Below are 24,114 nucleotides of genomic sequence, written 5' to 3'. Positions count from 1 at the left end.
ATGGGTATTGATCTTCCGCTGATCTGGGCCGTGATCATCATCTTCGGCATCATGATGTACGTGGTCATGGATGGCTTTGACCTGGGTATCGGGATTCTCTTCCCGTTCATTCCCGGTAAAACCGACCGTGATGTGATGATGAACACTGTCGCCCCGGTCTGGGATGGCAACGAAACCTGGCTGGTGCTGGGCGGCGCGGCGTTGTTTGGCGCCTTTCCGCTGGCCTATTCGGTGGTGCTCTCGGCGTTGTATCTACCGCTGATCTTCATGTTGATCGGGCTGATCTTCCGCGGCGTGGCCTTCGAGTTCCGCTTCAAGGCCAAGGACGACAAGCGTCACCTGTGGGACAAGGCCTTCATCGGCGGCTCGATTGCCGCCACGTTCTTCCAGGGGGTGGCGCTGGGTGCATTCATCGACGGATTGCCGGTGGTCAATCGGCAGTTTGCCGGTGGCTCACTGGACTGGCTGACCCCGTTCACGTTGTTCTGCGGAGCGGCGCTCGTCGTGGCGTATGCGCTGCTCGGTTGTACCTGGCTGATCATGAAGACCGAAGGCAAGTTGCAGGAACAGATGCATGACCTGGCGCGGCCCCTGGCGTTTGTGCTGCTGGCGGTGATTGGCATCGTGAGCATCTGGACCCCTCTGGCTCACGCTGAAATTGCGGCGCGCTGGTTCACCTTGCCGAACCTCTTCTGGTTTCTGCCGGTGCCGATTCTGGTGCTGGTGACGATGTACGGCCTGATCCGTGCCGTGGCACGCAATGCGCATTACACGCCGTTCCTGCTGACGCTGGTGCTGATCTTCCTCGGTTACAGCGGATTGGGGATCAGCCTGTGGCCCAACATCGTGCCGCCGTCGATCTCGATCTGGGATGCCGCCGCGCCGCCGCAGAGCCAGGGTTTCATGCTGGTGGGCACGCTCTTCATCATCCCTTTCATCCTTGGCTACACCTTCTGGAGCTACTACGTATTCCGCGGCAAGGTGACCCATGAAGATGGTTACCACTAAAGGAGGTCGAAACAATGAGCGGCAAACACACCTTGCACGACATTGAAGAAGCCGAAAAAAAACCGCTGTGGCAGCGGCTCGGCTGGTTGGCCATGATCTGGGCGGGCAGCGTCGGTGCATTGTTCATCGTCGCCAGCCTGATGCGCATGTTCATGAACGCCGCAGGCCTGAGCACCCACTGAACCACCTGACATCCCATCCCGCGGCCATCAGGCGCGGATTTCAACCCTCCGACCGGAGGGTTTTTTTTACCTGTTACTTACGCGCCCTGAGGATCACAAATTTAGGGTTGGCCGCCACTTGCTCGACGCCGCGAAACAACCGCGCCAGTTTGCTGTGATACCCCAGGTGACGATTACCGACGATGTATAGCGCGCCACCGACGACCAGCGCTTCACGTGCCTGCTGAAACATCCGCCAGGCGAGAAAGTCGCCCACGACCTGTTGCTGATGGAAGGGTGGATTGCACAGCACCACGTCCAGCGACTGCGGCTCTTGTCCGGCCAGCCCATCCCCGGCGCGGACGATCACATCCCGCTCACCCAGCGCCGCGCGCCAGTTCTGCTCGGCCGATTGCACCGCCATGAATGATTCATCTACCAGCGTGTAATGGGCTTGGGGGTTTTGCAGCGCGCTGGCGATGGCCAGCACCCCATTGCCGCAACCGAGGTCGGCCACGCGTGCCGTACCCAGGTTTTTTGGCAAATGCGGCAAGAACGCTCGCGTACCGATGTCCAGGCCTTCGCGGCAAAACACATTGGCGTGGTTGAGCAGTTCAATCGCAGGCGTTTCGAGTCGATAACGAGTCGGGTAAGGGGAAGTGGCGGGCGCTTTGTTTTCGGTCGTCGCAATCAGCAAACGCGCCTTTTTCACCGCTAAAGAGGCCTGCACCGGACCGATGTAACGCTCCAGCAGGTCTCCCGCCGCCCGTGGCAGATGCTTGATCATGGCGCCCGCAATCACTTGAGCACCGGGTGTCAGTTGGCTTTGCAGACGGATCAGTTGTTCTTCCAGCAACGCCAGGGTTTTCGGCACCCGGACCAGCACGCGATCAAAGGGGCCGACCAACGCTTCACTGGCCGGCACGCTCGGTACGGCATCAAATGCCATGCCGTTGCGCACAAGGTTTTTTTCCAGCCCCTGAGCGGACAGGTAAGAATCGCCGCTGCTGATCACCTGGACTTTTCCCGCCAGGCTGGCGGCCAAAGCGCCGAAACTGTCGTTGAGTACCAGCACTCGGGTGTCCGCCGCTGGTTGTTGTCCGGCCAGATGGTTGAGCAGGTATTCGTCTGCGGCGTCGAAAGCCTGCAGCGGTTCGTTCTGCTGTTCAGGCTGGCGGATCAGGTCAAGGCGGGCGAAGGGTGTTTCGAGCAAAGGCATGGGGCGGGGCTCTGGGTGATCAACGTATGTCCCGCAGCCCGAGGGCGTTGTGGCGGGCGGAGCCGTCCGAGTGTACTGCGTCGTGAAGGGTTCACACGTCATCACTCAGGAGGGCCGCAAATGGTACTTTTTTTTCGATGGGATTACTCGCAGGATTTCCTGAAGACGGACGCGCTCAGATGGCTCCTGACCTGGCCGCGGCGATGACTGCCGCAATCTTGTTGTTAACGCCAAGCTTTTCGATAGCCCTGTGCACATGAAAGTTGATCGTACGCTCGCTCAGATTGAGGATCCTGGAGATCTCATAGGCGGTCTTGCCCAAGGCTGACAGCTGCAGTACTTCTTTTTCACGTGGTGATAATGGCGGTGCCGGGTGGGCAGGCGTTTTTTTCGGGTAAGCCAGAGCCGCCAGGGCATGCAGGTGGTGGATGATGAAAACCATGAATCCCATGTTTTCATACAATTCGAAGGCTGAAATAGGGCAGTGGCTTCTGGCCAGGCTCAGGGTGCTGCACAGACCCGTTTGCTCATCGTGGATCGCTTGCGACCAGCCATATTGCAAGCCTTGCTGTTGCATCGCTTGCCAGATCCACGGTGCTTCAGAAAAAAGCTCTTCACTCCAGAGAACCGGCAAAGTGGAATGGTTGCAGTATGCCACTATCGGGTTTGTTTGACCCACTGTATGTTGCTCATTGCGGGTGCTCCAGCTATGAGGAAAATTGTTCAGATTCAGAATGTCGCAAGCTGCAACGTTGTTGTTAGAAGTTACTGAAAATTCACAAAATTTGTATCCCAGATTTCTGACAAAATTCAGTGAGATTCGATAGGCTGTTTTGATCTCGTGCGTATGTGAAAGCTGTTTAAGCTGTGACTCCTTCCAGATCTCCATACTTGTACTCCATCATCATGTCCGCAGGGTGCACTCTTTGGATCCGAGATCCGGCACGCCACGAGTGTAGGATAATTCCTAGCGCCATGCTGTGACTTTTTTGCTCTTGCAAATAAGGAAAAGTGTACCTGTGGTTCTTAAGCGAAAGATCAGCATTGAAATGCTATGTGACATCCAATATGGACTGTTCGTAGTGCTAAATAGATATAAGTCACTTCGATATACATTAAAAGCCACTACAAACTATGGGTGGTTACGTCCGTGGGTTTGCGGGACACTGCTCCTGTCTGTTGATTGGAGCGTCCTATGACCGCCAGCGAAGAGAAATTCACACGTCAGACCTTGCTCGACGTACAGCCGGTGACTGCGAACCTGTTCACTTTGCGCGCAACCCGCGACGCAGGTTTCCGATTCCGTGCAGGACAGTTTGCCCGGTTGGGAGTGGTCAAGGCTGATGGCAGCACGGTATGGCGCGCTTATTCCATGGTGTCCTCACCTTTTGATGAATTCCTCGAGTTCTTTTCCATCGTCGTCCCGGGAGGTGAGTTCACCAGCGAGCTCAGTCGTTTGGGCGTCGGCGATACCTTGTTGGTGGACCGTCAGGCCTTCGGCTACCTGACACTGGACCGTTTTGTCGATGGGCGAGATCTGTGGCTGTTGTCCACAGGCACAGGCATAGCGCCGTTCCTGTCAATACTTCAGGACTTCGAGGTGTGGGAGAAGTTTGAGCGCATCCTCCTGGTCTATAGCGTGCGTGAAACCAGGGAGCTGGCCTATCAAGCATTGATTTCGGGTCTGGCGCAAAGGGAGTACCTCGCGGAACACGCACATAAACTGCAATTTATCGCGACGGTCACGCGCGAGCAGCATCCCGGAGCCCTGAATGGACGAATTACCACGCTCATTGAGAATGGCGAGCTGGAGCGGGCGGCGGGTGTTGCGCTGACGCCAGAGCATTCGCGGGTCATGCTTTGCGGCAACCCTCAGATGATCGACGACACGCGCAAACTGCTTAAACAGCGCGATATGCACCTGAGCCTGAGCCGGCGACCCGGGCAGGTCGCAGTGGAAAACTTCTGGTAAAAAAAACGGCGCCTCGCGGGCGCCGTTTTTTTACCAAGCCATTCGATCAAGGCTGGTTGTTCTGTGCCTTCAGCAGGTCACGGATCTCGCCAAGCAATTCTTCTTCCTTGGTCGGAACCGGCGGCAAGGTAGGCGCCACGGATTCTTCGCGCTTCAGACGGTTGATGGCCTTGACCCCCATGAAAATCGCGAAGGCGACAATGACGAAGTCGATGATGGTCTGAATGAATTTGCCGTATGCCAGCACCACGGCCGGGGTGTTGCCCTCTGCTGCCTTGAGCGTGATGACCAGGTCACTGAAGTCAACGCCACCGATCAACATCCCGATTGGCGGCATGATCAGATCGCCCACAAACGACGTTACGATCTTGCCGAAAGCGGCCCCGATGATGATGCCGACAGCCATGTCGACCACGTTGCCTTTGACCGCGAAGGCCTTGAATTCATTGAGCACGCCCATAGGTTATTTCCTTGTTACAGATGAGGTTGATGAACGCAGTGTAAATCAGCGAATCGCTTCTTGCTCGAAACCACTGCTCACGGCATTAGCTTGCTATCGACCAGGCCAGCGGTGAAAAGGTTGCAGTGATCGCTCGCGGGTGAGCGCCACGGCGATGCGCAAAGTTCCTTTTTGAAACAATGTTTTCATGGAAGTCTTGATGCCTCGTCGAGCAGTTGATATTTGTTCCGAATGATATATCTGACAGGATCGCATCGGTCTTGTTGATCGTTTAGGTTGCTAATTAACCAGGGGGTTAATTGGCGCTGATGTTGATGTCGAACAGGTTGCTTCTGGCGTTTATATATTCTGAAGGGGAAGTTGAAGTTGCTGTTTAAGTGAATCTAAACAAGATTCATTATTCTGGATTGGTTGTGCAGTGCATGTTTAATTGGTTAAAGGTTGTATAGCTTTTGAGAAGTGCTTTCTGAGTGTTGTTTGCTCTGTATAGGGGGCGGGGTGGAAAAGTTAGACAAGCGTAGATTAAATGGTGGGAGTAATTGAATAAGCGCCAATTCAACGGGTACTTCCTGTAAACCTGAACGTATCAATCATTTTCTTGCCGCGCTGATGCGCCCCACCTGAGCTATCATCGCGTTTTTTTCCGGGGGTTCCGATGGCCAAGGCCAAGCGCATGTACGGCTGCACCGAGTGCGGCTCAACCTTCCCCAAGTGGGCTGGCCAGTGCGGTGAATGCGGGGCCTGGAACACGCTCACCGAAACCATGGTGGAAAGCGGCGGGGCAGCGGCGCCCAGTGGTCGTACCGGTTGGACCGGCCAACAGGCGCAGATCAAGACCCTGGCCGAGGTCAGCGTTGAAGAGATACCGCGTTTTTCTACGGCCTCAAGCGAACTCGACCGCGTGCTGGGCGGTGGCCTGGTGGACGGATCGGTGGTGCTGATCGGCGGCGACCCTGGCATCGGCAAATCGACGATTCTTTTGCAAACCCTGTGCAATCTCGCCAAAAGCATGCCGGCGTTGTATGTCACTGGCGAAGAGTCTCAGCAGCAAGTGGCCATGCGTGCCCGGCGACTGGGGTTGCCCCAGGATCGGTTGCGGGTCATGACCGAAACCTGCATCGAAACCATCATTGCCACGGCCCGCCAGGAAAAGCCCAAGGTCATGGTGATCGATTCGATCCAGACGATCTTTACCGAGCAACTGCAATCGGCACCGGGTGGTGTATCCCAGGTGCGTGAAAGTGCGGCGTTGCTGGTGCGCTATGCCAAACAGAGCGGTACGGCGATTTTCCTGGTGGGCCACGTCACCAAGGAAGGCGCGCTGGCTGGCCCTCGAGTGCTGGAGCACATGGTCGACACCGTGCTGTATTTCGAAGGTGAGTCCGATGGACGCCTGCGTCTGCTGCGGGCGGTGAAGAACCGTTTCGGTGCAGTCAATGAACTGGGCGTGTTCGGCATGACCGACAAGGGCCTGAAAGAAGTCTCAAACCCTTCTGCGATTTTTTTGACCCGTGCTCAGGAAGAAGTCCCGGGTAGCGTGGTCATGGCGACGTGGGAAGGCACCCGGCCGATGTTGGTGGAAGTCCAGGCGCTGGTGGATGACAGCCACCTGGCTAATCCGCGTCGGGTCACGCTCGGGCTGGATCAGAACCGCTTGGCGATGTTGCTGGCGGTGTTGCACCGTCATGGTGGCATTCCAACCCACGATCAGGATGTGTTTCTCAACGTGGTCGGTGGGGTGAAAGTGCTGGAGACCGCGTCGGACCTGGCGTTGATGGCGGCGGTGATGTCCAGTTTGCGCAACCGGCCGTTACCCCACGATCTGTTGGTGTTCGGTGAGGTCGGGCTTTCCGGTGAGGTGCGTCCGGTTCCTAGCGGTCAGGAGCGTTTGAAAGAAGCCGCCAAGCACGGCTTCAAGCGGGCCATCGTGCCTAAGGGCAATGCGCCGAAAGAGTCGCCGGCAGGGTTGCAGATCATTGCCGTCACTCGTCTGGAACAGGCCCTGGATGCGCTCTTCGAATAAAGTGCTACCTCTCGTAGAAGCTGCCGAAGGCCGCGATCTTTTTTATAAGGTCAAAAGATCGCAGCCTTCGGCAGCTCCTACGAGGTCAGATTTCGATTAGTTCGCCCAGTTCGCGCTCCAGTTCATGCTGGTCGGCCAGGTTGAGTTCGATCAGGCGCCGCAGGCGCTCAATAGACTCCAGGCTGATGTGTCGGCAGACGAAGCCGAGCTGGCCGTGTTCTTCGTGGGTCAGGTGCACATCCATGAAGATGTCGATGTCATCGCTTAGATGAATGTCGACTGAAAAGTCCTGCTCGGGATTGCCCTGCCAAGGATCGGGTCGCTCGATCAGCAAGCCCTTGAGCGACAAATCAACCAGCTTCACCGGCCAGATGTACTCTCCCTGGCTCAGCTCGGTCCTGGCATCGAACGCGATTCGTTTGAAGCGGCGACGTTCGGCGGGGTGCTCGCTCATGGCGCAATCCTCTTGATGTTCGCTGACTATAGACCCGCATTGTCAGAACCTGCCAACCAGGACAGGGCTCTAGACCAACGTTGGGTATGGTCTTTGTCGTCAGGAGCGCTAAACTCGGTGTGGCTGTCTTTTCTTGTCCACTCTGGCTGGAATCCTAAAATGAAAAATAATAATAGCCTGCTACGCCATCTACCCTGGCTGTTGCTGGCAATCATAGGTGCGTGTGCTTTGGGCGTAGTGGCATTGCGCCGAGGCGAGGCGATCAACGCCTTGTGGATTGTGGTCGCTGCTGTGGCCATCTATCTGGTCGCCTACCGCTACTACAGTCTGTTCATCGCCAACAATGTCATGCAACTCGATGCGCGACGGGCTACCCCTGCCGTGCTCAATAACGACGGTCTGGACTACGTTCCAACCAACAAACACATCCTCTTCGGTCACCACTTCGCGGCCATCGCCGGTGCAGGTCCACTGGTCGGCCCGGTCCTGGCGGCGCAGATGGGCTACCTGCCCGGCACGCTGTGGCTGATCGCCGGGGTGGTGCTGGCCGGTGCCGTTCAGGACTTCATGGTCCTGTTCATGTCCACCCGCCGCAACGGTCGTTCCCTGGGCGATATGGTCCGCGAAGAAATGGGCCGGATTCCCGGCACCATCGCGCTGTTCGGCTGCTTCCTGATCATGATCATCATCCTCGCGGTGCTGGCGCTGATCGTGGTCAAAGCCCTGGCCGAGAGCCCGTGGGGTATTTTCACGGTGATGGCGACCATCCCGATCGCGATGTTCATGGGCATCTACATGCGCTACATCCGCCCGGGTCGCATCGGCGAAATCTCGGTGATCGGCGTGCTGTTGCTGCTCGGTTCGATCTGGCTCGGCGGGCAGATAGCCGCCGATCCGGTGTGGGCCAAGGCCTTTACCTTTACCGGTATCCAGATTACCTGGATGTTGATTGGCTACGGTTTCGTCGCCGCAGTGTTGCCGGTGTGGCTGATTCTGGCCCCGCGCGACTACCTGTCGACCTTCCTCAAGATCGGCACCATCGTCGCATTGGCCATCGGCATCCTGGTGACCATGCCCGAGCTGAAAATGCCGGCGCTGACCCAGTTCGTCGACGGCACCGGTCCGGTATGGAAAGGCGGTCTGTTCCCGTTCCTGTTCATCACCATTGCCTGCGGCGCGGTCTCCGGTTTCCATGCGCTGATTTCTTCCGGCACCACGCCGAAGTTACTGGATAACGAAACCAACGCCCGTTACATCGGCTACGGCGGCATGCTGATGGAGTCCTTCGTCGCCATCATGGCCATGGTTGCAGCATCGGTGATCGAACCTGGCGTGTACTTCGCCATGAACAGCCCACCGGCCGTGGTCGGCGGTGATGTGGTGGCAGTGGCGCAAGCCGTCAGCAGCTGGGGCTTTGCAATTACCCCGGAAGCGCTGCAGGCAGTGGCCCACGACATCGGTGAAACCACCATCCTGGCCCGTGCCGGCGGTGCACCGACCCTGGCGGTCGGTATCGCGCAGATCCTGCACAGTGTTCTGCCGGGTGAAAACACCATGGCGTTCTGGTACCACTTCGCGATCCTGTTCGAAGCGCTGTTCATCCTGACGGCAGTCGACGCCGGCACCCGAGCCGGGCGCTTCATGCTCCAGGATTTGCTCGGCTCTTTCGTGCCAGCGTTGAAACGCACCGAATCCTGGACCGCCAACCTGATTGCCACCGCCGGTTGTGTGGCCATGTGGGGTTGGTTGCTGTACCAGGGCGTGATCGATCCACTGGGTGGCATCAACACCTTGTGGCCGTTGTTCGGCATCTCCAACCAGATGCTGGCCGGTATCGCATTGATGCTCGGCACCGTGGTACTGATCAAGATGAAGCGCCAGCGTTATGTCTGGGTGACCATGCTGCCGGCAGTATGGCTGCTGATCTGCACCACCACCGCAGGCTTCATCAAGCTGTTCGACGCCAACCCGGCGATCGGCTTCCTGGCGTTGGCGAAAAAATACAGCGATGCCTTGGCCAATGGCCAGATTCTCGCCCCGGCCAAGGACATTACGCAGATGCAACACGTGATCTTCAACGCCTACACCAACGCAACGCTGACCGCGCTGTTCCTGTTCGTGGTATTCAGCATCCTGTTCTATGCGCTCAAGGTCGGCATTGCCGCCTGGGGTAAAAAAGAACGCACGGATAAAGAGTCGCCATTCCAGGCACTGCCGGACGCGTAACCGAGGATTTGCACCATGTTCAATGACCTGAGTCGCCTCGGTAAATACCTCGGTCAGGCTGCGCGCCTGATGGTCGGCATGCCCGACTACGACAACTACGTCGAGCATATGCAGACCAAGCACCCGGACAAACCGGTGATGAGCTACGAGATGTTCTTTCGCGAACGTCAGGAAGCCCGTTACGGTGGCAAGGGTGGGCCTAAGTGCTGTTGAAACACACCACTTAGGCATCACCTCTGTAGGAGCCGGCTTGCTGGCGATAGCGATCTTCGGGACGCCATCGCCAGCAAGCCGGCTCCTACAGTTTTTTCTGCGCCCAGGAGACCTTATTTTGTCAGTCCCTATACCCGTCACGATCCTCAGCGGCTTCCTCGGTGCCGGCAAGACCACGTTGCTGCGCCACCTGCTCAAAGCCGAGCACGGCCTGAAAATCGCCGTGATCGAGAACGAATTCAGCGATGCCGGTATCGACACCCAACTGTTGGGCGACGAGCCGGTACAAGTGATGACGCTGTCCAACGGCTGTGTCTGCTGCACCATCCACACCGACCTGACCAAAGCCTTGTATCTGCTGCTCGAGCGCCTCGACAGCGGCGACATCGCCTTCGACCGCCTGGTGATCGAATGCACAGGCCTGGCGGATCCGGCACCGGTGGCGCAAACCTTTTTCATCGACGAAGAACTGCGCGAACGCTACATCCTTGACGGCATCATCACGTTGGTCGACGCAGCGCATGCCGACGTGCACCTGACCCAGACCATCGCCCAGGCACAGATCGGTTTCGCCGACCGTTTGCTGGTGAGCAAGCGCGACCTGGTGAACGAGCCGACGTTCACGGCATTGAGCGAGCGCCTGACCCGTATCAACCGCCGAGCACCGATTCGCATCGTCGATCACGGCAAGATCGATCTGGCTGAATTGCTTGATGTTCGCGGGTTCAATCTAAACGCTGATCTCGGTGGCGGCGTGAGTTTGCGTCCAGTAAGCCAAGCCCCGTCCATCGACCGCATATCGAGCCTCGTGCTGCGCACCGACAAACCACTGGATATCGACAGGCTCAGCGAGTTCATGAACGAACTGCTGGAGGAGCATGGTAAGCAACTGCTGCGCTACAAGGGGGTGTTGAACATCCAGGGCGAACCGCGACGCATGGTGTTCCAGGGAGTTCTGAAGTTGTACGGTTTCGACTGGGATACCGAGTGGTCCGACGATGAAACGCGTGAAAGCGTGATCGTTTTCATTGCCGATGATTTGCCGGAAGAAAAGATCCGTGAAGGATTTTCGCGGGTGGCGGCGGAGTAAGCTCCGCCGTTTTCATTGGGTCTGACGTCGCCATCGCAAGCGGGCTCGCTCCTGCATTTGCAGTGTATTCGTCTGTAGAAGCGAGGTTCGCCCGCGAAGACGAACTAGCCGGCAACGCGGTTCTGGCTGAGTAACGGTTGAGCGTTCAGTAACATCTCCTCCAAATGATCCAGATGCCGGTGTAGAAGTGTCTCGGCCTTCAAAGCATCGCCATGCTCAATCGCATCCACAATCTCTTGATGTGCTTGCCAATCGCAATAGCCTCCCGCTTGCGCATCAAATTGCGCAATGGCCAACGATACTAGCGGCACAAGTGTTCCCAAAAAATGCGCCAGTGGCGCATTTCCCGCCATTTCGGCCAGCTGCGCGTGAAACTCCCCCGAAACCCGGAGTGCTGAGGCAGGATCCCTGCATTGGCGCTCGCGCGCGATGAGTGCGCGCAGACATTGCAGATCTTGTGGAAGAGGGTGCTGACAGGCCAGTCGTACCAACGTGATCTCGGTCAGGCGCCGGGCATGCAGGTTTTGCCGAACCTGATCGACTCCGAGCGTTGCAACGCGTGGACGATGATTGCTGCGCAGAACAATGATCTGTTGATGAGAAAGTCGTGTCAGCACGCCACGAACGTCGCTGCGCCGAGCGCCGAACATCTGCGCCAGACTTTCCTCGGTAAAGCGGCTGGCCTCATGAATGCGCTGTGCAAAGATGGCGTCGAGGACCCGCGAGTACAGATCATCCGCCGCCAGTGGAAAGGGCAGGGTGGTAAGCGTTTGCGGTGAAGCGAAGCTGTTCATGGCCTGTCTCCGGTTCGAAGAGGATTCAACTGCCGAGGTTGTCTTCCGGGATGTTCAACTCGATGCCCATGCGCTGGCCTTCGCGAAGAATGTGCCGACGCATCTCGGCGCTGGCCTGGGCGCTGTTCTTGCTGCGGATCGCCCGCACCACGGCTTCGTTTTCTTCAAGCCGTTCAGCCAGGTGTTCGGGGGAGTTGCGCAGCACTTCGGCGCTTTGCTTGAGGGCATTGCTGGTTTGCTGGACCACGCTTTGGAAGATTGGATTCGACGTCAGCGCGAACAGCTCTTCGTGGAACGCGATGTACGCATTCGCACCGGCTTCGCTGTCGTTGGCTTCCAGGGCTTCGCGCATGTCCATCAGGGTGAGGCGCAGTTGCCCGACTTCCTTGCTGCTGATGGACTGCGCCACGAGGCCGACGATGAAAGGTTCGAGGGTGTAGCGCAGTTGCAACACATCCTCCAGGCTCGCGGCGGCGACTGCGCTGTCATGTGCCTGACTGTCGGCGAGATTCGCTTCAAGCACCACCACGCCTTTACCCGGCATCGAGCGCACCAGGCCGAGGGTTTCCAGCACGATCACTGCTTCACGCAGGCTTGGCCGGCTGATGCCCAGTTGTTCGGCCAGTTCACGTTGTCCCGGTAGCATTTCGCCGGAGCGCCACTGACCACGGGCCAGCGCGGCCCGAAGTTTTTCTACGACTGAATTGACGACGGTTGAGGTGCTAATCACTTTTTGCTCCGTGAGTTGCTGATGACCAGTCACTGAGCGCCGAGGGCAGGATCAAAAAATCGCAGCCTTCGGCAGCTCCTACGGATGGTCCTGCGTCAAAATTCCTGCTGATGGGCCGCGGTTACCGGTTTTCTCGGCTGGAAGGTATAACCCACCTGGCCGGAAAGTACCTTGTTCGCCCGTTGCACATCGATGTCTTTTTCCCAACGGGCAATGGCCACTGTGGCGACGCAGTTGCCGATCAGGTTGGTCAGCGCCCGGCCGATGCCCATGAACCAGTCCACGGCCAGCACCAGCACCAGGCCCACCACCGGAATGGCCGGGATCGCCGTCAGCGTTGCCGCCAGGATCACCAGTGCCGAGCCCGGAATACCGTGCGCACCTTTTGAGGTGATCAACGACACCAGCAGAATGGTCAGCAGGTCGGTCATTGCCAGCGGTGTGCCGGTAGCATTGGCGATGAACACGATGGCCAGGGTCAGGTAGATCGAGAAACCGTCGAGGTTGAACGAGTAACCGGTAGGAATCACCAGTCCGACTGTCGAACTTCCGATCCCCAGATGCTCAAGCTTGCGCATGATTTGTGGCAGCACGGCATCGGATGAAGCGGTGCCCATGACGATCAGCAATTCTTCGCGCAGGTACTTGAGCAATGGCCACATCTTCAGGCCGGAGAGGCGCATCACCAGGCCGAGAATCAGCGTCACGAAAGCCACGCAGGTCAGGTAGAACAGGCCGACCAGGCTACCCAGATGTTGCAGCGAGTCCAGGCCATATTTGCTGGTGGTAAAGGCGATCGCACCGAACACGCCGATCGGCGCCAGGCGCACGATCATGCCCATGATGCGGAAGATTACGTGGCTCAACTCATTGATCAGGCGGGAAATGCCTGACGCCGCCTCACCCACCAGGTTCAGTGCGCTACCGAACAGCACGGAGAACAGCAGCACTTGCAGGATGTTGTTGTCGGCGAATGCACCGATCACCGACGTCGGAATCAGGTCCATCAGGAACTGCGTAGTGGTGTGCATGTGCTGGCCGCGCTGGGCGATATCACCCATGTCGGCTGCGGAAAGCTGCTCCAGGTGAATGTTCGCGCCGCTGCCAATGCCAGTACTGAAGGCGAACACCAGACCGATCACCAGCGCAATGGTGGTGAGTATTTCAAAGTAGATCACTGACTTCAGGCCGATACGGCCGACTTTTTTCAGATCACCGGCACCGCTGATGCCACTGACCACGACGCAAAACACGATCAGGCCAATCAGCATTTTGATCAGCTTGATAAAGCCGTCGCCGAGCGGTTTGAGTTGAGCGGAATATTCGGGAAGGGTCAGTCCACAGACGATGCCGAGCACCAGTCCGAGAACCACTTGGAGGAAGATTGAACGCGTGCACCATCTGAGCATGGGAGGAATCCTGGTCGGTGTCCTGGCAGCCGAGCGTCAGTCGCATTGACTTCAGGACTTAATTATTGTGGTCTTACCGGTATGTCCAGTGCAGGCGCAGTCTAGGCTCGGCTTTTGGGTGATCGCAAGTAAAATTTAAGAAATTGGCATGACCGGTCTGACCAGTAATGCTGGTCCTGTAGGAGCTGGCTTGCCAGCGAAGGCGTCCGAGTGGTTGGTGAATGGTTCAAGACCGCCTTCGCCGGCAAGCCGGCTCCTACAGAGTGACGGCCTTTAAAACGCAGACGAAAAAAAACCGGCCATTTCCATGGCCGGTTTTTTTAGACTGCGGTTAGGCGGGCTGATTAAGCGCCGTACACCGGCAGCTTCTTGCAGATGGCCTTGACCTTCTCACGAACGGCGTCGATCACCGCTTCATTGTTCAGGTCAGCCAGGATGTCGCAGATCCAGCCAGCCAGTTCCTTGCACTCTGCTTCCTTGAAGCCGCGGGTGGTCACAGCCGGGGTGCCGAAACGCAGACCGGAAGTGACGAACGGGGAGCGTGGGTCGTTAGGTACGGAATTCTTGTTCACGGTGATGAACGCTTTGCCCAGAGCGGCGTCGGCGTCTTTACCGGAAATTTCCTGCTTGATCAGCGACAGCAGGAACAGGTGGTTTTCAGTACCGCCGGATACCACGTCGAAACCGCGCTCGATGAAGACGCTGGCCATGGCCTGGGCGTTTTTCACCACTTGTTGCTGGTAAACCTTGAACTCAGGCTGCAGCGCTTCCTTGAAGCAGATCGCCTTGGCCGCGATCACGTGTTCCAGCGGACCGCCCTGGGCGCCCGGGAATACCGCGGAGTTCAGCTTCTTCTCGATGTCGGCGTTGGCGCGAGCCAGGATCAGGCCACCACGTGGACCGCGCAGGGTCTTGTGGGTGGTGGTGGTCACGACGTCAGCGAACGGAACCGGGTTCGGGTAGACGCCAGCGGCGACCAGACCGGCCACGTGGGCCATGTCGACGAACAGGTAAGCGCCCACTTTGTCCGCGATTGCGCGGAAACGCGGGAAGTCGAGGATCTGCGAGTAGGCAGAGAAACCGGCCACGATCATTTTCGGCTTGTTCTCGACCGCCAGGCGCTCGACTTCGTCGTAGTCGATCAGGCCGTTGGCGTCGATGCCGTACTGAACGGCGTTGTACAGCTTGCCCGAAGACGAAACGCTGGCACCGTGGGTCAGGTGACCGCCGTGGGCCAGGCTCATGCCCAGGATGGTGTCACCGGCCGATAGCAGGGCCAGGTAAACAGCGCTGTTGGCTTGCGAACCGGCGTGTGGCTGAACGTTGGCGTAGTCGGCGCCGAACAGCTCTTTGGCGCGATCGATAGCCAGCTGCTCGACGATGTCGACGTACTCGCAACCACCGTAGTAGCGCTTGCCCGGGTAGCCTTCGGCGTACTTGTTGGTCAGTACCGAGCCTTGAGCTTCCATCACCGCAGGGCTGGTGTAGTTTTCCGAAGCGATCAGCTCAATGTGCTCTTCCTGGCGCTGAGCTTCTTGCTCCATGGCGGCAAAGAGATCGGCGTCGTACTTGGCAATAGTCAAATCACGGCTGAACATGGCGGTCCTCAAGGATCGGGGGCAGAAAAGGGGGGCATTCTACCCCAACGCGTTTTGGAAGGCATATGAAACGGCATCATGTCGCAGACAAGTGGGCTTCATGACGGGATCAGCGGTGAATGTGCCGGCCACGCCAGCAAGCCGGCTCCTGCAGGAGACTGCATTTCAACGTAGGATCCGGCTTGCTGGCGATCGCGTCATCAGCCTCGCTGCACAATTTCAGTCGAAAATGAACAGCGCATCATTGCTGAACTGCCCTTCGAATCGATCGGCCGGCATCGGCCGCCCGAACAGATAACCCTGCACTTCGTCACAACCGTGCTCACGCAGGAAATCAAGCTGCTCCTGGGTTTCCACACCTTCGGCGATCACCGACAGATTGAGGCTGTGAGCCATGGCGATGATCGCTCGGGCAATCTGCGCATCCTGTTCGCCGGACGGCAGGCCGTCGACAAAGGTGCGGTCGATTTTCAGTACATCGATCGGGAACTGCTTGAGGTAGTTGAGCGACGAATAGCCGGTGCCAAAGTCATCGACCGCAATGCTCAATCCAAGATTTTTCAGGCCGTCGAGGATCTGCATCGCTTCACTGACTTCGCGCATCAGAATGCTTTCGGTCAGCTCCAGCTCCAGGCATCCCGGCGGCAGGCCGGTTTCCTTGAGAATCGTGGCGATGCGCGTGCCGAGTTGGCCATCGGAGAACTGCCGCGCCGAGATGTTCACCGAAACCTTGGGCACGCGCACTTTGGCCTGGTGCCAGGATTTGAGCTGACGACAGGCCTCAAGGATCACCCAGTCACCGACATCAACCACCAATCCGAGCTCTTCGAGTACCGGAATGAAGTCCCCCGGCGGCACCAGCCCGCGGCGTGGATGACGCCAGCGCAACAGCGCCTCGGCACCGGTCAGACGCTTGCCGTCACCACTGAACTGCGGTTGGTAATACAGCACGAATTCGTTTTGCTCCAGGGCGTGGCGCAAGTCGCTTTCCAGCTCCAGTCGCTCCAGGGCGCTGGCGTTCATGTCCGCCTGATAGAACTGGAAGTTGTTCTTGCCGCGCTCCTTGGCGTGGTACATCGCCGTGTCGGCGTTCTTCATCAACTGGCTGAGTTCGTTGCCGTCCTGCGGGCTCAGGGCGATGCCGATACTGGCCGTGACAAAGAACTCGCGGCCTTCGAGCACGAACGGTTTCACCAGGCTGGCGAGAATCTGCTCGGCCACATGAATCGCCCGGTTCAAGGCGATTTCACGGTTGGCCCGCGGTTGCAGAAGCAACGTGAACTCGTCACCGCCCATGCGTGCCACGGTGTCGTCGTCATCCACGCAGCCGAGCAGGCGCGTGGCCATGTCCTTGAGCATACGATCGCCAGCGGCATGACCCAGGGAGTCATTGATCGGCTTGAAACGGTCGAGGTCGAGGAACATCAGCACGACCCATGACTTCTGGCGCTCCGCTGCCTGCAACGCCGTGTGCAGACGATCCTGAAACAGCGTGCGGTTGGGCAGGTGGGTCAGGGCGTCGTAATAAGCGAGGCGGTGAATGCGTTGCTCGCTGGCCTTGCGCTCGCTGATGTCACTGAAAAAGCACACGTAACTGGCCAGATCGCCTTCGTCATCCAGTACTGCGGTGATGCCGACCCAGGCGGGATAGTGTTCGCCATTGCGCCGGCGCAGCCACACTTCGCCTTCCCAGGTGCTGTGCTGATTGAGTTGCTTGAGCACGTAACGCAGGTGGGCTTCCTGCTGATCGTCGACGGTCAGCATGTTCGGCAACTGGTCGAGCACCTGCTCCACGGCGTAGCCGCTGACACGACTGAACGCTTCGTTGGCCTGAACGATGTAGCCAGCGGGGTCGGTGATCAGGATCGCCGATGTCGAGTGCTCGAAAACCGTGGCCGCCATGCGCAGATCCTTTTCCGCCCGGCGTTGCTGGCTGATGTCGCGGCCGACACCCAGCACCCCTTCAAAGGCGCCGTGTTCGTCCCAGACCAGCACCAGGCGCAGTTCGATGGGAATCTTGCGCCCGTCGGCCCGCAGACAGTCGAAAAGGAACAGTTGGGTTTGCACCTGGCTGCGCAAACGGGCCAGTTGATCGGCCGAGTCCAGCGCCTTGCTGACCCGGTCCATCAGGCTGTAGATGCCCATCAATTGTTGCGGGTTGGCGATCGTCGATTGCCAGCCGTTCTGAAATATCCACTCGACGTCATAGCCCAATACTGCTTGCACCGACGGGCTGACGTAGTTGAGTGCCAGCCGGCTGTCGGTGGAAAAAATCACATCGCTGATGCTTTCGGCGAGCATTCGGTAGCGCTGCTCGCTGTCGCGCAGGGATTCGCTGGCTTCGATCTGGTCGGTGATGTCCTTGGCCACGCCGATAATCCGCGTGACCTGATTGTCCTTGTCCCGCGCCAATGCCTGCTCGCGAATCTCGAAGCGTCGCCATTGCCCATCCTGATGGCGGAAGCGCAACTGGCATTGCATCAACTGGCGGTAACCGGCCTGGCGCTGGACTTGACGCGAGCGGTGGTAGTAATCGGCGTCTTCGGGATGCAGCAGGATTTCCCAGAAGTACTCACCCATCTGGTGCAGCTCGGTGCGGCTGTAACCCAGTGTCTGGCCCAGATGGTGGTTGCTGAAAATCATTCGCTGACTGATCACGTCCTGCACATACAGGTGATCCGGGACGGTACGCACCACGTCCGACCAGAATCCCTCACGCTCCAGCAGAGACAATTCGATGAGCTTGCGGCTGGTGATATCGGTGATGCTCAGGATCACTGCCTGGTAATCGACCTTGTTTTCCGGAAGGCGAAGCACCAGCCACAAGTGTTGGTCCCGACCATTTGCATTTTGCAGTTTGATTTCCAGCTCAAGTTGTTTTTGCTGGTTGAGCGCCGCCTCGAGCACCTGGTCGCCGATGGCGCTGCCATTAAGCGGATCGCCATCGATCAGGCGTTTCCAGGCTTGGTCGGAGCAATCGACGTTGAGCAATTGCAGCGCGACCTGGTTGACCTCGGTGATGCGCAGTTCCTGGAGCAATCGCTGGCGCTGCTCCGGCACTGCCAGCCATGCTTGCAACTGTTCGCCGCCTTGCAGTTGCGCCTTGTTGAAAGCGTTCTGCAACCCGGACATATCCAGTACGCACAAGGCGACGCCAGTGCCTTCGAAAATGTCTTGATAGCGGCGGCGGCCCTCATGCAGCTGGCGTTGGCGGCGGCGCATGTTGAGCAAGGCGATGAACGGCAGCATGGAAAACGCCAGCCCCAGCAGGCATTTTCCAATAAACGCCGGCAGCAGTTCTTCGAGCACATCTTGTCGATCGAACAGCCCGCGTAATTGCCAGTCGCTGCTGCTCAACGGAACGGTCAGCACGCTGTTGGCAACATCGTCCTCGGTCAGGGTGCCCGGATTGACCGAAGGCATCGCTTCGTCGCGGCTGATGATCTGGTGATCGATGCGGTTCTCTACCAGCCACAGCGGGCGGTCACCGGCTTGCGATTGCTTGGTCAGCGAAGCAAAGAAGGTCGGTGTCAGGCGCAGTGCCCAGTATCCACGGGAACTGCCGCTGGCTTGATGCAGCAGCAAGTACACCACCGAGCCATCATTGGCATTGCTGAAATAATGCGCCTGGGCATGGCTGCGACGAACGAGTTCAGCGAGGTAGTCGGTGTCATCGCTGTTGCTGGCGCTGTCGCCGATAACCTTACCTGAAGGGCTGAGCAAGGTCAGGCTGTGCAAGTCCGGCAGGGACTGTTGCAGTTTGCGCTGCAGTGCCTGCAATTCGTCGGTGCCTTGGGGTTGCTCGATGATCGGCAGCAGGTTGAGGGCGATCTGCGCGTTGAGCGCCATGTTGAGGCTGACTTGCGCAGCCAGATCGGCGGTGTAATCGATGGTGTACTGACGCTGGTTTGTCTGGGTTTCACGCAGTTGATCAAGCAACTGCCAGAACAGCAGTGCCAGTAGCAGCAAAACGAGGGTTGCCAGGCTGCCCCTCAAGGTCCCGCGCAGGGGCGAGCCGGGCGCGGTGGTCGGCGCACTGGAAGTCAGGGACAAAGGAGCGTTGGACAAGCTGTCATCCTGCGGTTTGGCTGGACTGGCGCGACGCGCACTATAAGCCGGACGCCCGAAGGGCGGCTAGCATGCCCTGAGTTGTGGCGAAGTGCCAGCCCCAGTCCGTCGGCTGGACTGCCACTGGTCAATCAGGTAGCTTTGCCGGTTACGCGGGAGCGTTCCAGCTCCTAGACTCAGACTTTTTCAGCGCGCACGTATTGATAGCCTCAAGCGAGCGACGCGCACGGTCTGGCCGGGCATTGCCTGCGCTCCAATCATTCATCAGTCACTGACCCAAGGTTCTCCATGGCTCAATACGTATTCACCATGCATCGGCTGGGCAAAGTTGTTCCACCGAAGCGGGAAATCCTGAAAAACATTTCTCTGTCATTCTTCCCGGGCGCCAAGATTGGCGTCCTCGGCCTCAACGGTTCGGGTAAGTCCACGCTGCTGAAAATCATGGCTGGCGTTGATACCGAATTCGACGGCGAAGCCCGTCCGATGCCGGACCTGAACATCGGTTACCTGCCGCAAGAGCCTCAACTGGATCCGACCAAGACCGTGCGTGAAGTGGTCGAGGAAGCGGTCAGCGTGATCAAGAACGCCCAGGCTCGCCTGGACGAGGTCTACGCGGCCTACGCTGATGAAGATGCCGACTTCGACAAACTGGCCGCAGAACAGGCCAAGCTCGAAGCCATCCTGCAAGCCAGCGACGGTCACAACCTGGATCGCCAACTGGAAGTCGCCGCCGATGCGCTGCGTCTGCCAGCGTGGGACGCCAAGGTCGAATTCCTCTCCGGTGGTGAGAAACGTCGTGTGGCCCTGTGCCGTCTGCTGCTGTCCGCACCGGACATGCTGCTGCTCGACGAACCGACCAACCACCTGGACGCCGATTCCGTTGCGTGGCTTGAGCACTTCCTGCACGATTTCCCGGGCACCGTGGTCGCGATCACGCACGACCGTTACTTCCTCGATAACGTCGCCGGCTGGATTCTGGAACTCGACCGCGGCGCTGGTATTCCTTACGAGGGCAACTATTCGGGTTGGCTGGAAGCCAAGTCCGATCGTCTGGCTGCCGAATCCAAGCAGCAGTCGGCCCACGAAAAAGCCATGAAAGAAGAACTGGAGTGGGTGCGCAAAGGCGCCAAGGCTCGCCAGTCGAAATCCAAGGCTCGTCTGCAACGTTTCGAAGAAATGCAGTCGCAGGAATTCCAGAAGCGCAGCGAAACCAACGAGATCTACATCCCGGCCGGTCCGCGCCTGGGCGACAAGGTCATCGAATTCAAGAATGTCACCAAGGGCTATGGGGATCGCGTACTGATCGACAACCTGTCGTTCTCGATGCCTAAAGGCGCCATCGTCGGTGTAATCGGTGGTAACGGTGCCGGTAAATCGACGCTGTTCCGCATGCTGATGGGCAAGGAACAACCGGATTCGGGTTCCATCGAAGTCGGCGAAACCGTGCAGCTGGCTTGCGTGGACCAGAGCCGCGAGGACCTGGATGGCAGCAAGACCGTGTTCCAGCAGATCTCCGACGGTTCGGATCAGATCCGCATCGGCAACTACGAGATCCCGTCGCGTACCTACGTCGGTCGCTTCAACTTCAAGGGTGGCGATCAGCAGAAGTTCGTCAAGGACCTGTCTGGTGGTGAGCGCGGTCGCTTGCACCTGGCCCTGACCTTGAAAGAGGGCGGCAACGTCCTGCTGCTCGACGAACCGTCCAACGACCTCGACGTTGAAACCCTGCGTTCCCTGGAAGAAGCCCTGCTGGACTTCCCGGGCGCCGCCATTGTGATCTCTCACGATCGTTGGTTCCTTGACCGCGTCGCGACCCACATCCTGGCGTACGAAGACGACTCGCAAGCCGTGTTCTTCGAAGGCAACTACACCGAGTACGAGGCCGACCGTAAAAAGCGCCTCGGCGAAGCCGCTGCACAGCCGCACCGTGTACGGCACAAGAAACTGGCGTGATTCGGGCCGGTTGCATGAACACACGGAGCCTTCGGGCTCCGTTTTTTTTGCGTGTTTTTTACGCATACCGAGTTGAATTCATCGCCGGCAAGCCAGCTCCTACAGGATTTGTGTTGTGCCCGGATTGTGTGAGCTCAGGGAAAACTGTAGGAGCTGGCTTGCCGGCGATGCGGTGTAACTGATGGTGCATTGCTGGGAATTGATCTCCCTATTCGGGTGCGAAAAAGGCCAAAAAGCAGATTAATTTATATCCTGCGCACCATTTAATTTCATAAATGCGACGTTCTGCGCTGTTCTTGTGCGTGAATCCTTTGTTACAGTCCGGCCAAATCTCCTCCAACGACAATAAATTTGCCGAGACATTTCCATGATCGAATCCGTCGAATCCTTCCTTGCGCGCCTGAAAAAACGCGACCCGGACCAACCCGAGTTTCACCAGGCTGTCGAAGAAGTCCTGCGCAGTCTGTGGCCCTTCCTCGAAGCCAATCCGCATTACCTGGCCTCGGGCATCCTGGAGCGCATCTGCGAGCCGGAGCGGGCGGTCGTGTTTCGGGTTTCCTGGGTCGACGATCAGGGCAAGGTGCAAGTCAATCGCGGATTCCGTATCCAGATGAATAGCGCCATCGGTCCGTACAAGGGCGGCTTGCGCTTCCACCCGTCGGTGAACATGGGTGTGCTGAAATTCCTCGCCTTCGAGCAGACCTTCAAGAACTCCCTGACCTCGCTGCCGATGGGTGGCGGCAAGGGTGGTTCGGACTTCGATCCGAAGGGCAAAAGCGACGCGGAAGTCATGCGCTTCTGTCAGGCCTTCATGAGCGAGCTGTACCGCCACATCGGTGCAGATGTTGATGTGCCGGCCGGTGATATCGGCGTCGGTGCCCGTGAAATCGGCTTCCTGTTCGGCCAGTACAAACGCCTGAGCAACCAGTTCACCAGCGTACTGACCGGCAAGGGTCCAAGCTACGGCGGCAGTCTGATTCGCCCGGAAGCCACCGGTTTCGGTTGTGTGTACTTCGCCGAAGAGATGCTCAAACGTCGCGGCCTGGCTGTCGAAGGCAAGCGTGTGGCGATTTCCGGCTCGGGCAACGTTGCGCAATACGCGGCGCGCAAGGTCATGGATTTGGGTGGCAAGGTGATTTCGCTGTCCGATTCCGAAGGCACCTTGTACTGCGAGAGTGGTTTAACCGAGGAGCAATGGCTGGCGGTGCTGGAGCTGAAAAATGTGCAGCGCGGGCGCATCCGTGAACTGGCCAGCCGTTTTGGCCTGGAGTTCCGCGCCGGTGAGCTGCCGTGGAGCCTGAGCTGCGACATCGCTTTACCGTGCGCCACGCAAAACGAACTGGATGCCGAGGCTGCTCGTACCTTGCTGCGCAACGGCTGCTTCTGTGTGGCGGAAGGCGCGAACATGCCGACCACCCTTGAGGCCGTCGATTTGTTCATCGAGGCGGATATTCTGTTCGCGCCGGGTAAAGCGTCCAACGCCGGCGGTGTCGCGGTGAGCGGGCTGGAGATGTCGCAGAACGCCATGCGCCTGCTGTGGACCGGTGGAGAGGTGGACAGCAAGCTGCACGCGATCATGCAGTCGATCCATCACGCTTGCGTGCACTACGGCGAAGAGGACGGTCGGGTCAACTACGTCAAAGGCGCCAACATCGCCGGTTTCGTAAAAGTCGCCGATGCCATGCTGGCTCAAGGCGTGGTTTAAGCCGGCTCGATGCGGATCACCTCAATCAGCTGATCCCCGGCGGGGCGCTGCCACAGCACTTCATCATTGAGTTGTGCTCCCAGCAGCGCCCGACCCAGTGGAGAGCCCCAATTGATCAGGCCATGGGCGGCATCGGCCTGATCTTCGCCCACCAGTTGCACGCGGCGTTCGCTGTCGTGTTCGTCGGCGTAGGTCACCCAACTGCCGATCTGCACTTTCTCGGTCGAGGTCGCGGCTGGCACCACTTGCGCACTGCCCAGACGTTGTTTGAAGTAGCGCAAGTCGCGCTCAAGGTCCGCCAGGCGCTGTTTGTCGGCTTGCTCTCCCTTGGCCGATTGCTCGGCATGCAGAGTTTGCAGCTCGGCGACTTTGCCCTGCAACTGGCTCAGGCCTTGCGGGGTGACGTAGTTGGGTTGCGCACTGACCTGCCGCTCGACCGGCTGATCGGCTTGCGCGGCGGCATTATCTTCATTGACGAAGGCACGGCTCATGGTTTTGCTCCCGTAATAGGGTTTTGGCCATGGTCGCAGGCATTTGGTTTCACTGGATGTCTGTAAGCGACTCATTGCGAGCGATAGGCTCGGGCAGCGTCCTGATCCTTTTGTTGTTGCCAGGCTTTGTCCCGTTCCTCCAGATGGCTGTTGCGGTAGTCTGCGCGATCCTGGTTGTCACGCATGGCCAGGCACTGGTGGAATCCATCGCTCCAGCCCTCTGCGTATAACGGATCCTTCAGATAACGCGGTACGTTTTTGCGAAACTCGCCGCTGATGGATCCGGCGGCTTGCCGGCCACTGCTGCAACCGTCGTCAAAACCATCGGCGAAGGCGGGCGGGTAACCTTTGGCGAGCAGATCATCGTGGGTTGACTGGCAACCTGTGATCAACAATACAGTCAGCAATCCTGCACACCGCCACATCATTCACTCCAAAGCCATTACGTGGCCGATAGGGTGAGTCTAGAAGTGGATGCGTCAGTGGTTTGTGAAAGGAAGATCAAAAAAACGCAGCTTTGTAGGAGCCGGCTTGCTGGCG

At 58.3% G+C, this 24,114-nt stretch carries 20 protein-coding genes; 9 read left to right on the top strand and 11 right to left on the bottom strand.

Annotation, left to right across the window (positions count from 1 at the left end):
* Both cydB and QMK58_RS25900 read left to right on the top strand, forming a co-directional pair.
* Entirely contained in the window at positions 1–1,008 is a 1,008-nt protein-coding gene (gene cydB, locus QMK58_RS25905) for a cytochrome d ubiquinol oxidase subunit II (RefSeq protein WP_053162601.1), read from the top strand.
* Between the two features lie 14 nt (positions 1,009–1,022).
* The gene (locus QMK58_RS25900) at positions 1,023–1,190 is read left to right on the top strand and encodes a DUF2474 domain-containing protein (protein ID WP_082344552.1); all 168 of its coding nucleotides are present in this window, start codon (positions 1,023–1,025) and stop codon (positions 1,188–1,190) included.
* Positions 1,191–1,263: 73 nt separating this feature from the next.
* On the opposite strand, the gene QMK58_RS25895 is transcribed toward QMK58_RS25900, so the two are convergent.
* Both QMK58_RS25895 and QMK58_RS25890 read right to left on the bottom strand, forming a co-directional pair.
* On the bottom strand, positions 1,264–2,388 hold the full coding sequence (locus QMK58_RS25895; RefSeq protein ID WP_320395607.1) for a methyltransferase: 1,125 nt from the start codon (positions 2,386–2,388) through the stop codon (positions 1,264–1,266).
* 175 nt (positions 2,389–2,563) lie between these two features.
* Positions 2,564–3,277 carry a helix-turn-helix transcriptional regulator gene (locus QMK58_RS25890; RefSeq protein ID WP_053162597.1) on the bottom strand — a complete coding sequence of 238 codons (714 nt, stop codon included), beginning with the start codon at positions 3,275–3,277 and terminating at the stop codon, positions 2,564–2,566.
* A 306-nt stretch (positions 3,278–3,583) separates the two neighbouring features.
* On the opposite strand from QMK58_RS25890, the gene QMK58_RS25885 reads away from it, so the two are divergent.
* Positions 3,584–4,360, top strand: coding sequence for a ferredoxin--NADP reductase (locus QMK58_RS25885; protein ID WP_320395606.1), 777 nt, complete (start codon positions 3,584–3,586; stop codon positions 4,358–4,360).
* A gap of 46 nt (positions 4,361–4,406) precedes the next feature.
* Here the strand turns inward: QMK58_RS25885 and mscL are convergent, their stop codons facing one another.
* On the bottom strand, positions 4,407–4,820 hold the full coding sequence (mscL, locus tag QMK58_RS25880; protein WP_053162594.1) for a large-conductance mechanosensitive channel protein MscL: 414 nt from the start codon (positions 4,818–4,820) through the stop codon (positions 4,407–4,409).
* A gap of 655 nt (positions 4,821–5,475) precedes the next feature.
* Here mscL and radA point away from each other — a divergent pair.
* Positions 5,476–6,843, top strand: coding sequence for a DNA repair protein RadA (gene radA / locus QMK58_RS25875; protein ID WP_053162593.1), 1,368 nt, complete (start codon positions 5,476–5,478; stop codon positions 6,841–6,843).
* Between the two features lie 85 nt (positions 6,844–6,928).
* Here radA and QMK58_RS25870 read toward each other — a convergent pair whose 3' ends face one another.
* A complete protein-coding gene (locus tag QMK58_RS25870) occupies positions 6,929–7,297 on the bottom strand; it encodes a PilZ domain-containing protein (RefSeq protein WP_053162591.1) in 369 nt (122 codons plus the stop codon).
* A 159-nt stretch (positions 7,298–7,456) separates the two neighbouring features.
* Between QMK58_RS25870 and QMK58_RS25865 the strand changes: the two genes are divergently transcribed.
* The 3 genes from QMK58_RS25865 to yjiA all read left to right on the top strand — a co-directional run bounded on the left by QMK58_RS25865 (position 7,457) and on the right by yjiA (position 10,826).
* Positions 7,457–9,523 (top strand): carbon starvation CstA family protein, encoded by a 2,067-nt coding sequence (locus tag QMK58_RS25865; protein ID WP_053162589.1) that lies wholly within the window; start codon positions 7,457–7,459, stop codon positions 9,521–9,523.
* Positions 9,524–9,538: 15 nt separating this feature from the next.
* Positions 9,539–9,736 (top strand): YbdD/YjiX family protein, encoded by a 198-nt coding sequence (locus tag QMK58_RS25860; RefSeq protein ID WP_007895266.1) that lies wholly within the window; start codon positions 9,539–9,541, stop codon positions 9,734–9,736.
* Between the two features lie 118 nt (positions 9,737–9,854).
* A complete protein-coding gene (gene yjiA / locus QMK58_RS25855) occupies positions 9,855–10,826 on the top strand; it encodes a GTPase (protein WP_053162587.1) in 972 nt (323 codons plus the stop codon).
* A gap of 104 nt (positions 10,827–10,930) precedes the next feature.
* Here the strand turns inward: yjiA and QMK58_RS25850 are convergent, their stop codons facing one another.
* The 5 genes from QMK58_RS25850 to QMK58_RS25830 all read right to left on the bottom strand — a co-directional run bounded on the left by QMK58_RS25850 (position 10,931) and on the right by QMK58_RS25830 (position 19,425).
* Positions 10,931–11,620, bottom strand: a complete 690-nt coding sequence (locus QMK58_RS25850; RefSeq protein WP_053162585.1) for a GntR family transcriptional regulator — start codon at positions 11,618–11,620, stop codon at positions 10,931–10,933.
* A 25-nt stretch (positions 11,621–11,645) separates the two neighbouring features.
* A complete protein-coding gene (locus QMK58_RS25845) occupies positions 11,646–12,350 on the bottom strand; it encodes a FadR/GntR family transcriptional regulator (protein ID WP_053162583.1) in 705 nt (234 codons plus the stop codon).
* Positions 12,351–12,445: 95 nt separating this feature from the next.
* Positions 12,446–13,759, bottom strand: a complete 1,314-nt coding sequence (locus tag QMK58_RS25840; protein WP_053162582.1) for a C4-dicarboxylate transporter DctA — start codon at positions 13,757–13,759, stop codon at positions 12,446–12,448.
* Between the two features lie 344 nt (positions 13,760–14,103).
* Entirely contained in the window at positions 14,104–15,357 is a 1,254-nt protein-coding gene (gene glyA, locus QMK58_RS25835) for a serine hydroxymethyltransferase (protein WP_053162579.1), read from the bottom strand.
* Between the two features lie 219 nt (positions 15,358–15,576).
* Positions 15,577–19,425 (bottom strand): bifunctional diguanylate cyclase/phosphodiesterase, encoded by a 3,849-nt coding sequence (locus QMK58_RS25830; protein ID WP_053162578.1) that lies wholly within the window; start codon positions 19,423–19,425, stop codon positions 15,577–15,579.
* 288 nt (positions 19,426–19,713) lie between these two features.
* Between QMK58_RS25830 and ettA the strand changes: the two genes are divergently transcribed.
* Positions 19,714–21,378 (top strand): energy-dependent translational throttle protein EttA, encoded by a 1,665-nt coding sequence (ettA, locus tag QMK58_RS25825; RefSeq protein ID WP_053162576.1) that lies wholly within the window; start codon positions 19,714–19,716, stop codon positions 21,376–21,378.
* A gap of 367 nt (positions 21,379–21,745) precedes the next feature.
* Positions 21,746–23,083, top strand: coding sequence for an NADP-specific glutamate dehydrogenase (gene gdhA / locus QMK58_RS25820; protein ID WP_053162574.1), 1,338 nt, complete (start codon positions 21,746–21,748; stop codon positions 23,081–23,083).
* Here gdhA and QMK58_RS25815 read toward each other — a convergent pair.
* A complete protein-coding gene (locus QMK58_RS25815) occupies positions 23,080–23,574 on the bottom strand; it encodes a GreA/GreB family elongation factor (RefSeq protein ID WP_053162572.1) in 495 nt (164 codons plus the stop codon). The two genes, gdhA and QMK58_RS25815, sit on opposite strands and share 4 nt — an antisense overlap.
* Before the next feature lie 71 nt (positions 23,575–23,645).
* The gene (locus QMK58_RS25810; protein ID WP_053162570.1) at positions 23,646–23,999 is read right to left on the bottom strand and encodes a hypothetical protein; all 354 of its coding nucleotides are present in this window, start codon (positions 23,997–23,999) and stop codon (positions 23,646–23,648) included.
* Positions 24,000–24,114 lie beyond the last annotated feature (115 nt).

The sequence above is a fragment of the Pseudomonas sp. P8_241 genome (assembly GCF_034008315.1).
Lineage (GTDB): Bacteria > Pseudomonadota > Gammaproteobacteria > Pseudomonadales > Pseudomonadaceae > Aquipseudomonas.
Note: the sequence above shows the minus strand (reverse complement) of the source record. Positions and strands in the feature narration are given on the sequence as shown.

Excerpts from the sequence above, each read along its gene's own strand:
- cydB (WP_053162601.1), top strand. The coding sequence starts at position 1 with ATGGGTATTGATCTTCCGCTGATCTGGGCCGTGATCATCATCTTCGGC.
- QMK58_RS25900 (WP_082344552.1), top strand. The coding sequence starts at position 1,023 with ATGAGCGGCAAACACACCTTGCACGACATTGAAGAAGCCGAAAAAAAA.
- QMK58_RS25895 (WP_320395607.1), bottom strand. The coding sequence starts at position 2,388 with ATGCCTTTGCTCGAAACACCCTTCGCCCGCCTTGACCTGATCCGCCAG.
- QMK58_RS25890 (WP_053162597.1), bottom strand. The coding sequence starts at position 3,277 with ATGGAGATCTGGAAGGAGTCACAGCTTAAACAGCTTTCACATACGCAC.
- QMK58_RS25885 (WP_320395606.1), top strand. The coding sequence starts at position 3,584 with ATGACCGCCAGCGAAGAGAAATTCACACGTCAGACCTTGCTCGACGTA.
- mscL (WP_053162594.1), bottom strand. The coding sequence starts at position 4,820 with ATGGGCGTGCTCAATGAATTCAAGGCCTTCGCGGTCAAAGGCAACGTG.
- radA (WP_053162593.1), top strand. The coding sequence starts at position 5,476 with ATGGCCAAGGCCAAGCGCATGTACGGCTGCACCGAGTGCGGCTCAACC.
- QMK58_RS25870 (WP_053162591.1), bottom strand. The coding sequence starts at position 7,297 with ATGAGCGAGCACCCCGCCGAACGTCGCCGCTTCAAACGAATCGCGTTC.
- QMK58_RS25865 (WP_053162589.1), top strand. The coding sequence starts at position 7,457 with ATGAAAAATAATAATAGCCTGCTACGCCATCTACCCTGGCTGTTGCTG.
- QMK58_RS25860 (WP_007895266.1), top strand. The coding sequence starts at position 9,539 with ATGTTCAATGACCTGAGTCGCCTCGGTAAATACCTCGGTCAGGCTGCG.
- QMK58_RS25850 (WP_053162585.1), bottom strand. The coding sequence starts at position 11,620 with ATGAACAGCTTCGCTTCACCGCAAACGCTTACCACCCTGCCCTTTCCA.
- QMK58_RS25840 (WP_053162582.1), bottom strand. The coding sequence starts at position 13,759 with ATGCTCAGATGGTGCACGCGTTCAATCTTCCTCCAAGTGGTTCTCGGA.
- glyA (WP_053162579.1), bottom strand. The coding sequence starts at position 15,357 with ATGTTCAGCCGTGATTTGACTATTGCCAAGTACGACGCCGATCTCTTT.
- ettA (WP_053162576.1), top strand. The coding sequence starts at position 19,714 with ATGGCTCAATACGTATTCACCATGCATCGGCTGGGCAAAGTTGTTCCA.
- gdhA (WP_053162574.1), top strand. The coding sequence starts at position 21,746 with ATGATCGAATCCGTCGAATCCTTCCTTGCGCGCCTGAAAAAACGCGAC.
- QMK58_RS25815 (WP_053162572.1), bottom strand. The coding sequence starts at position 23,574 with ATGAGCCGTGCCTTCGTCAATGAAGATAATGCCGCCGCGCAAGCCGAT.
- QMK58_RS25810 (WP_053162570.1), bottom strand. The coding sequence starts at position 23,999 with ATGTGGCGGTGTGCAGGATTGCTGACTGTATTGTTGATCACAGGTTGC.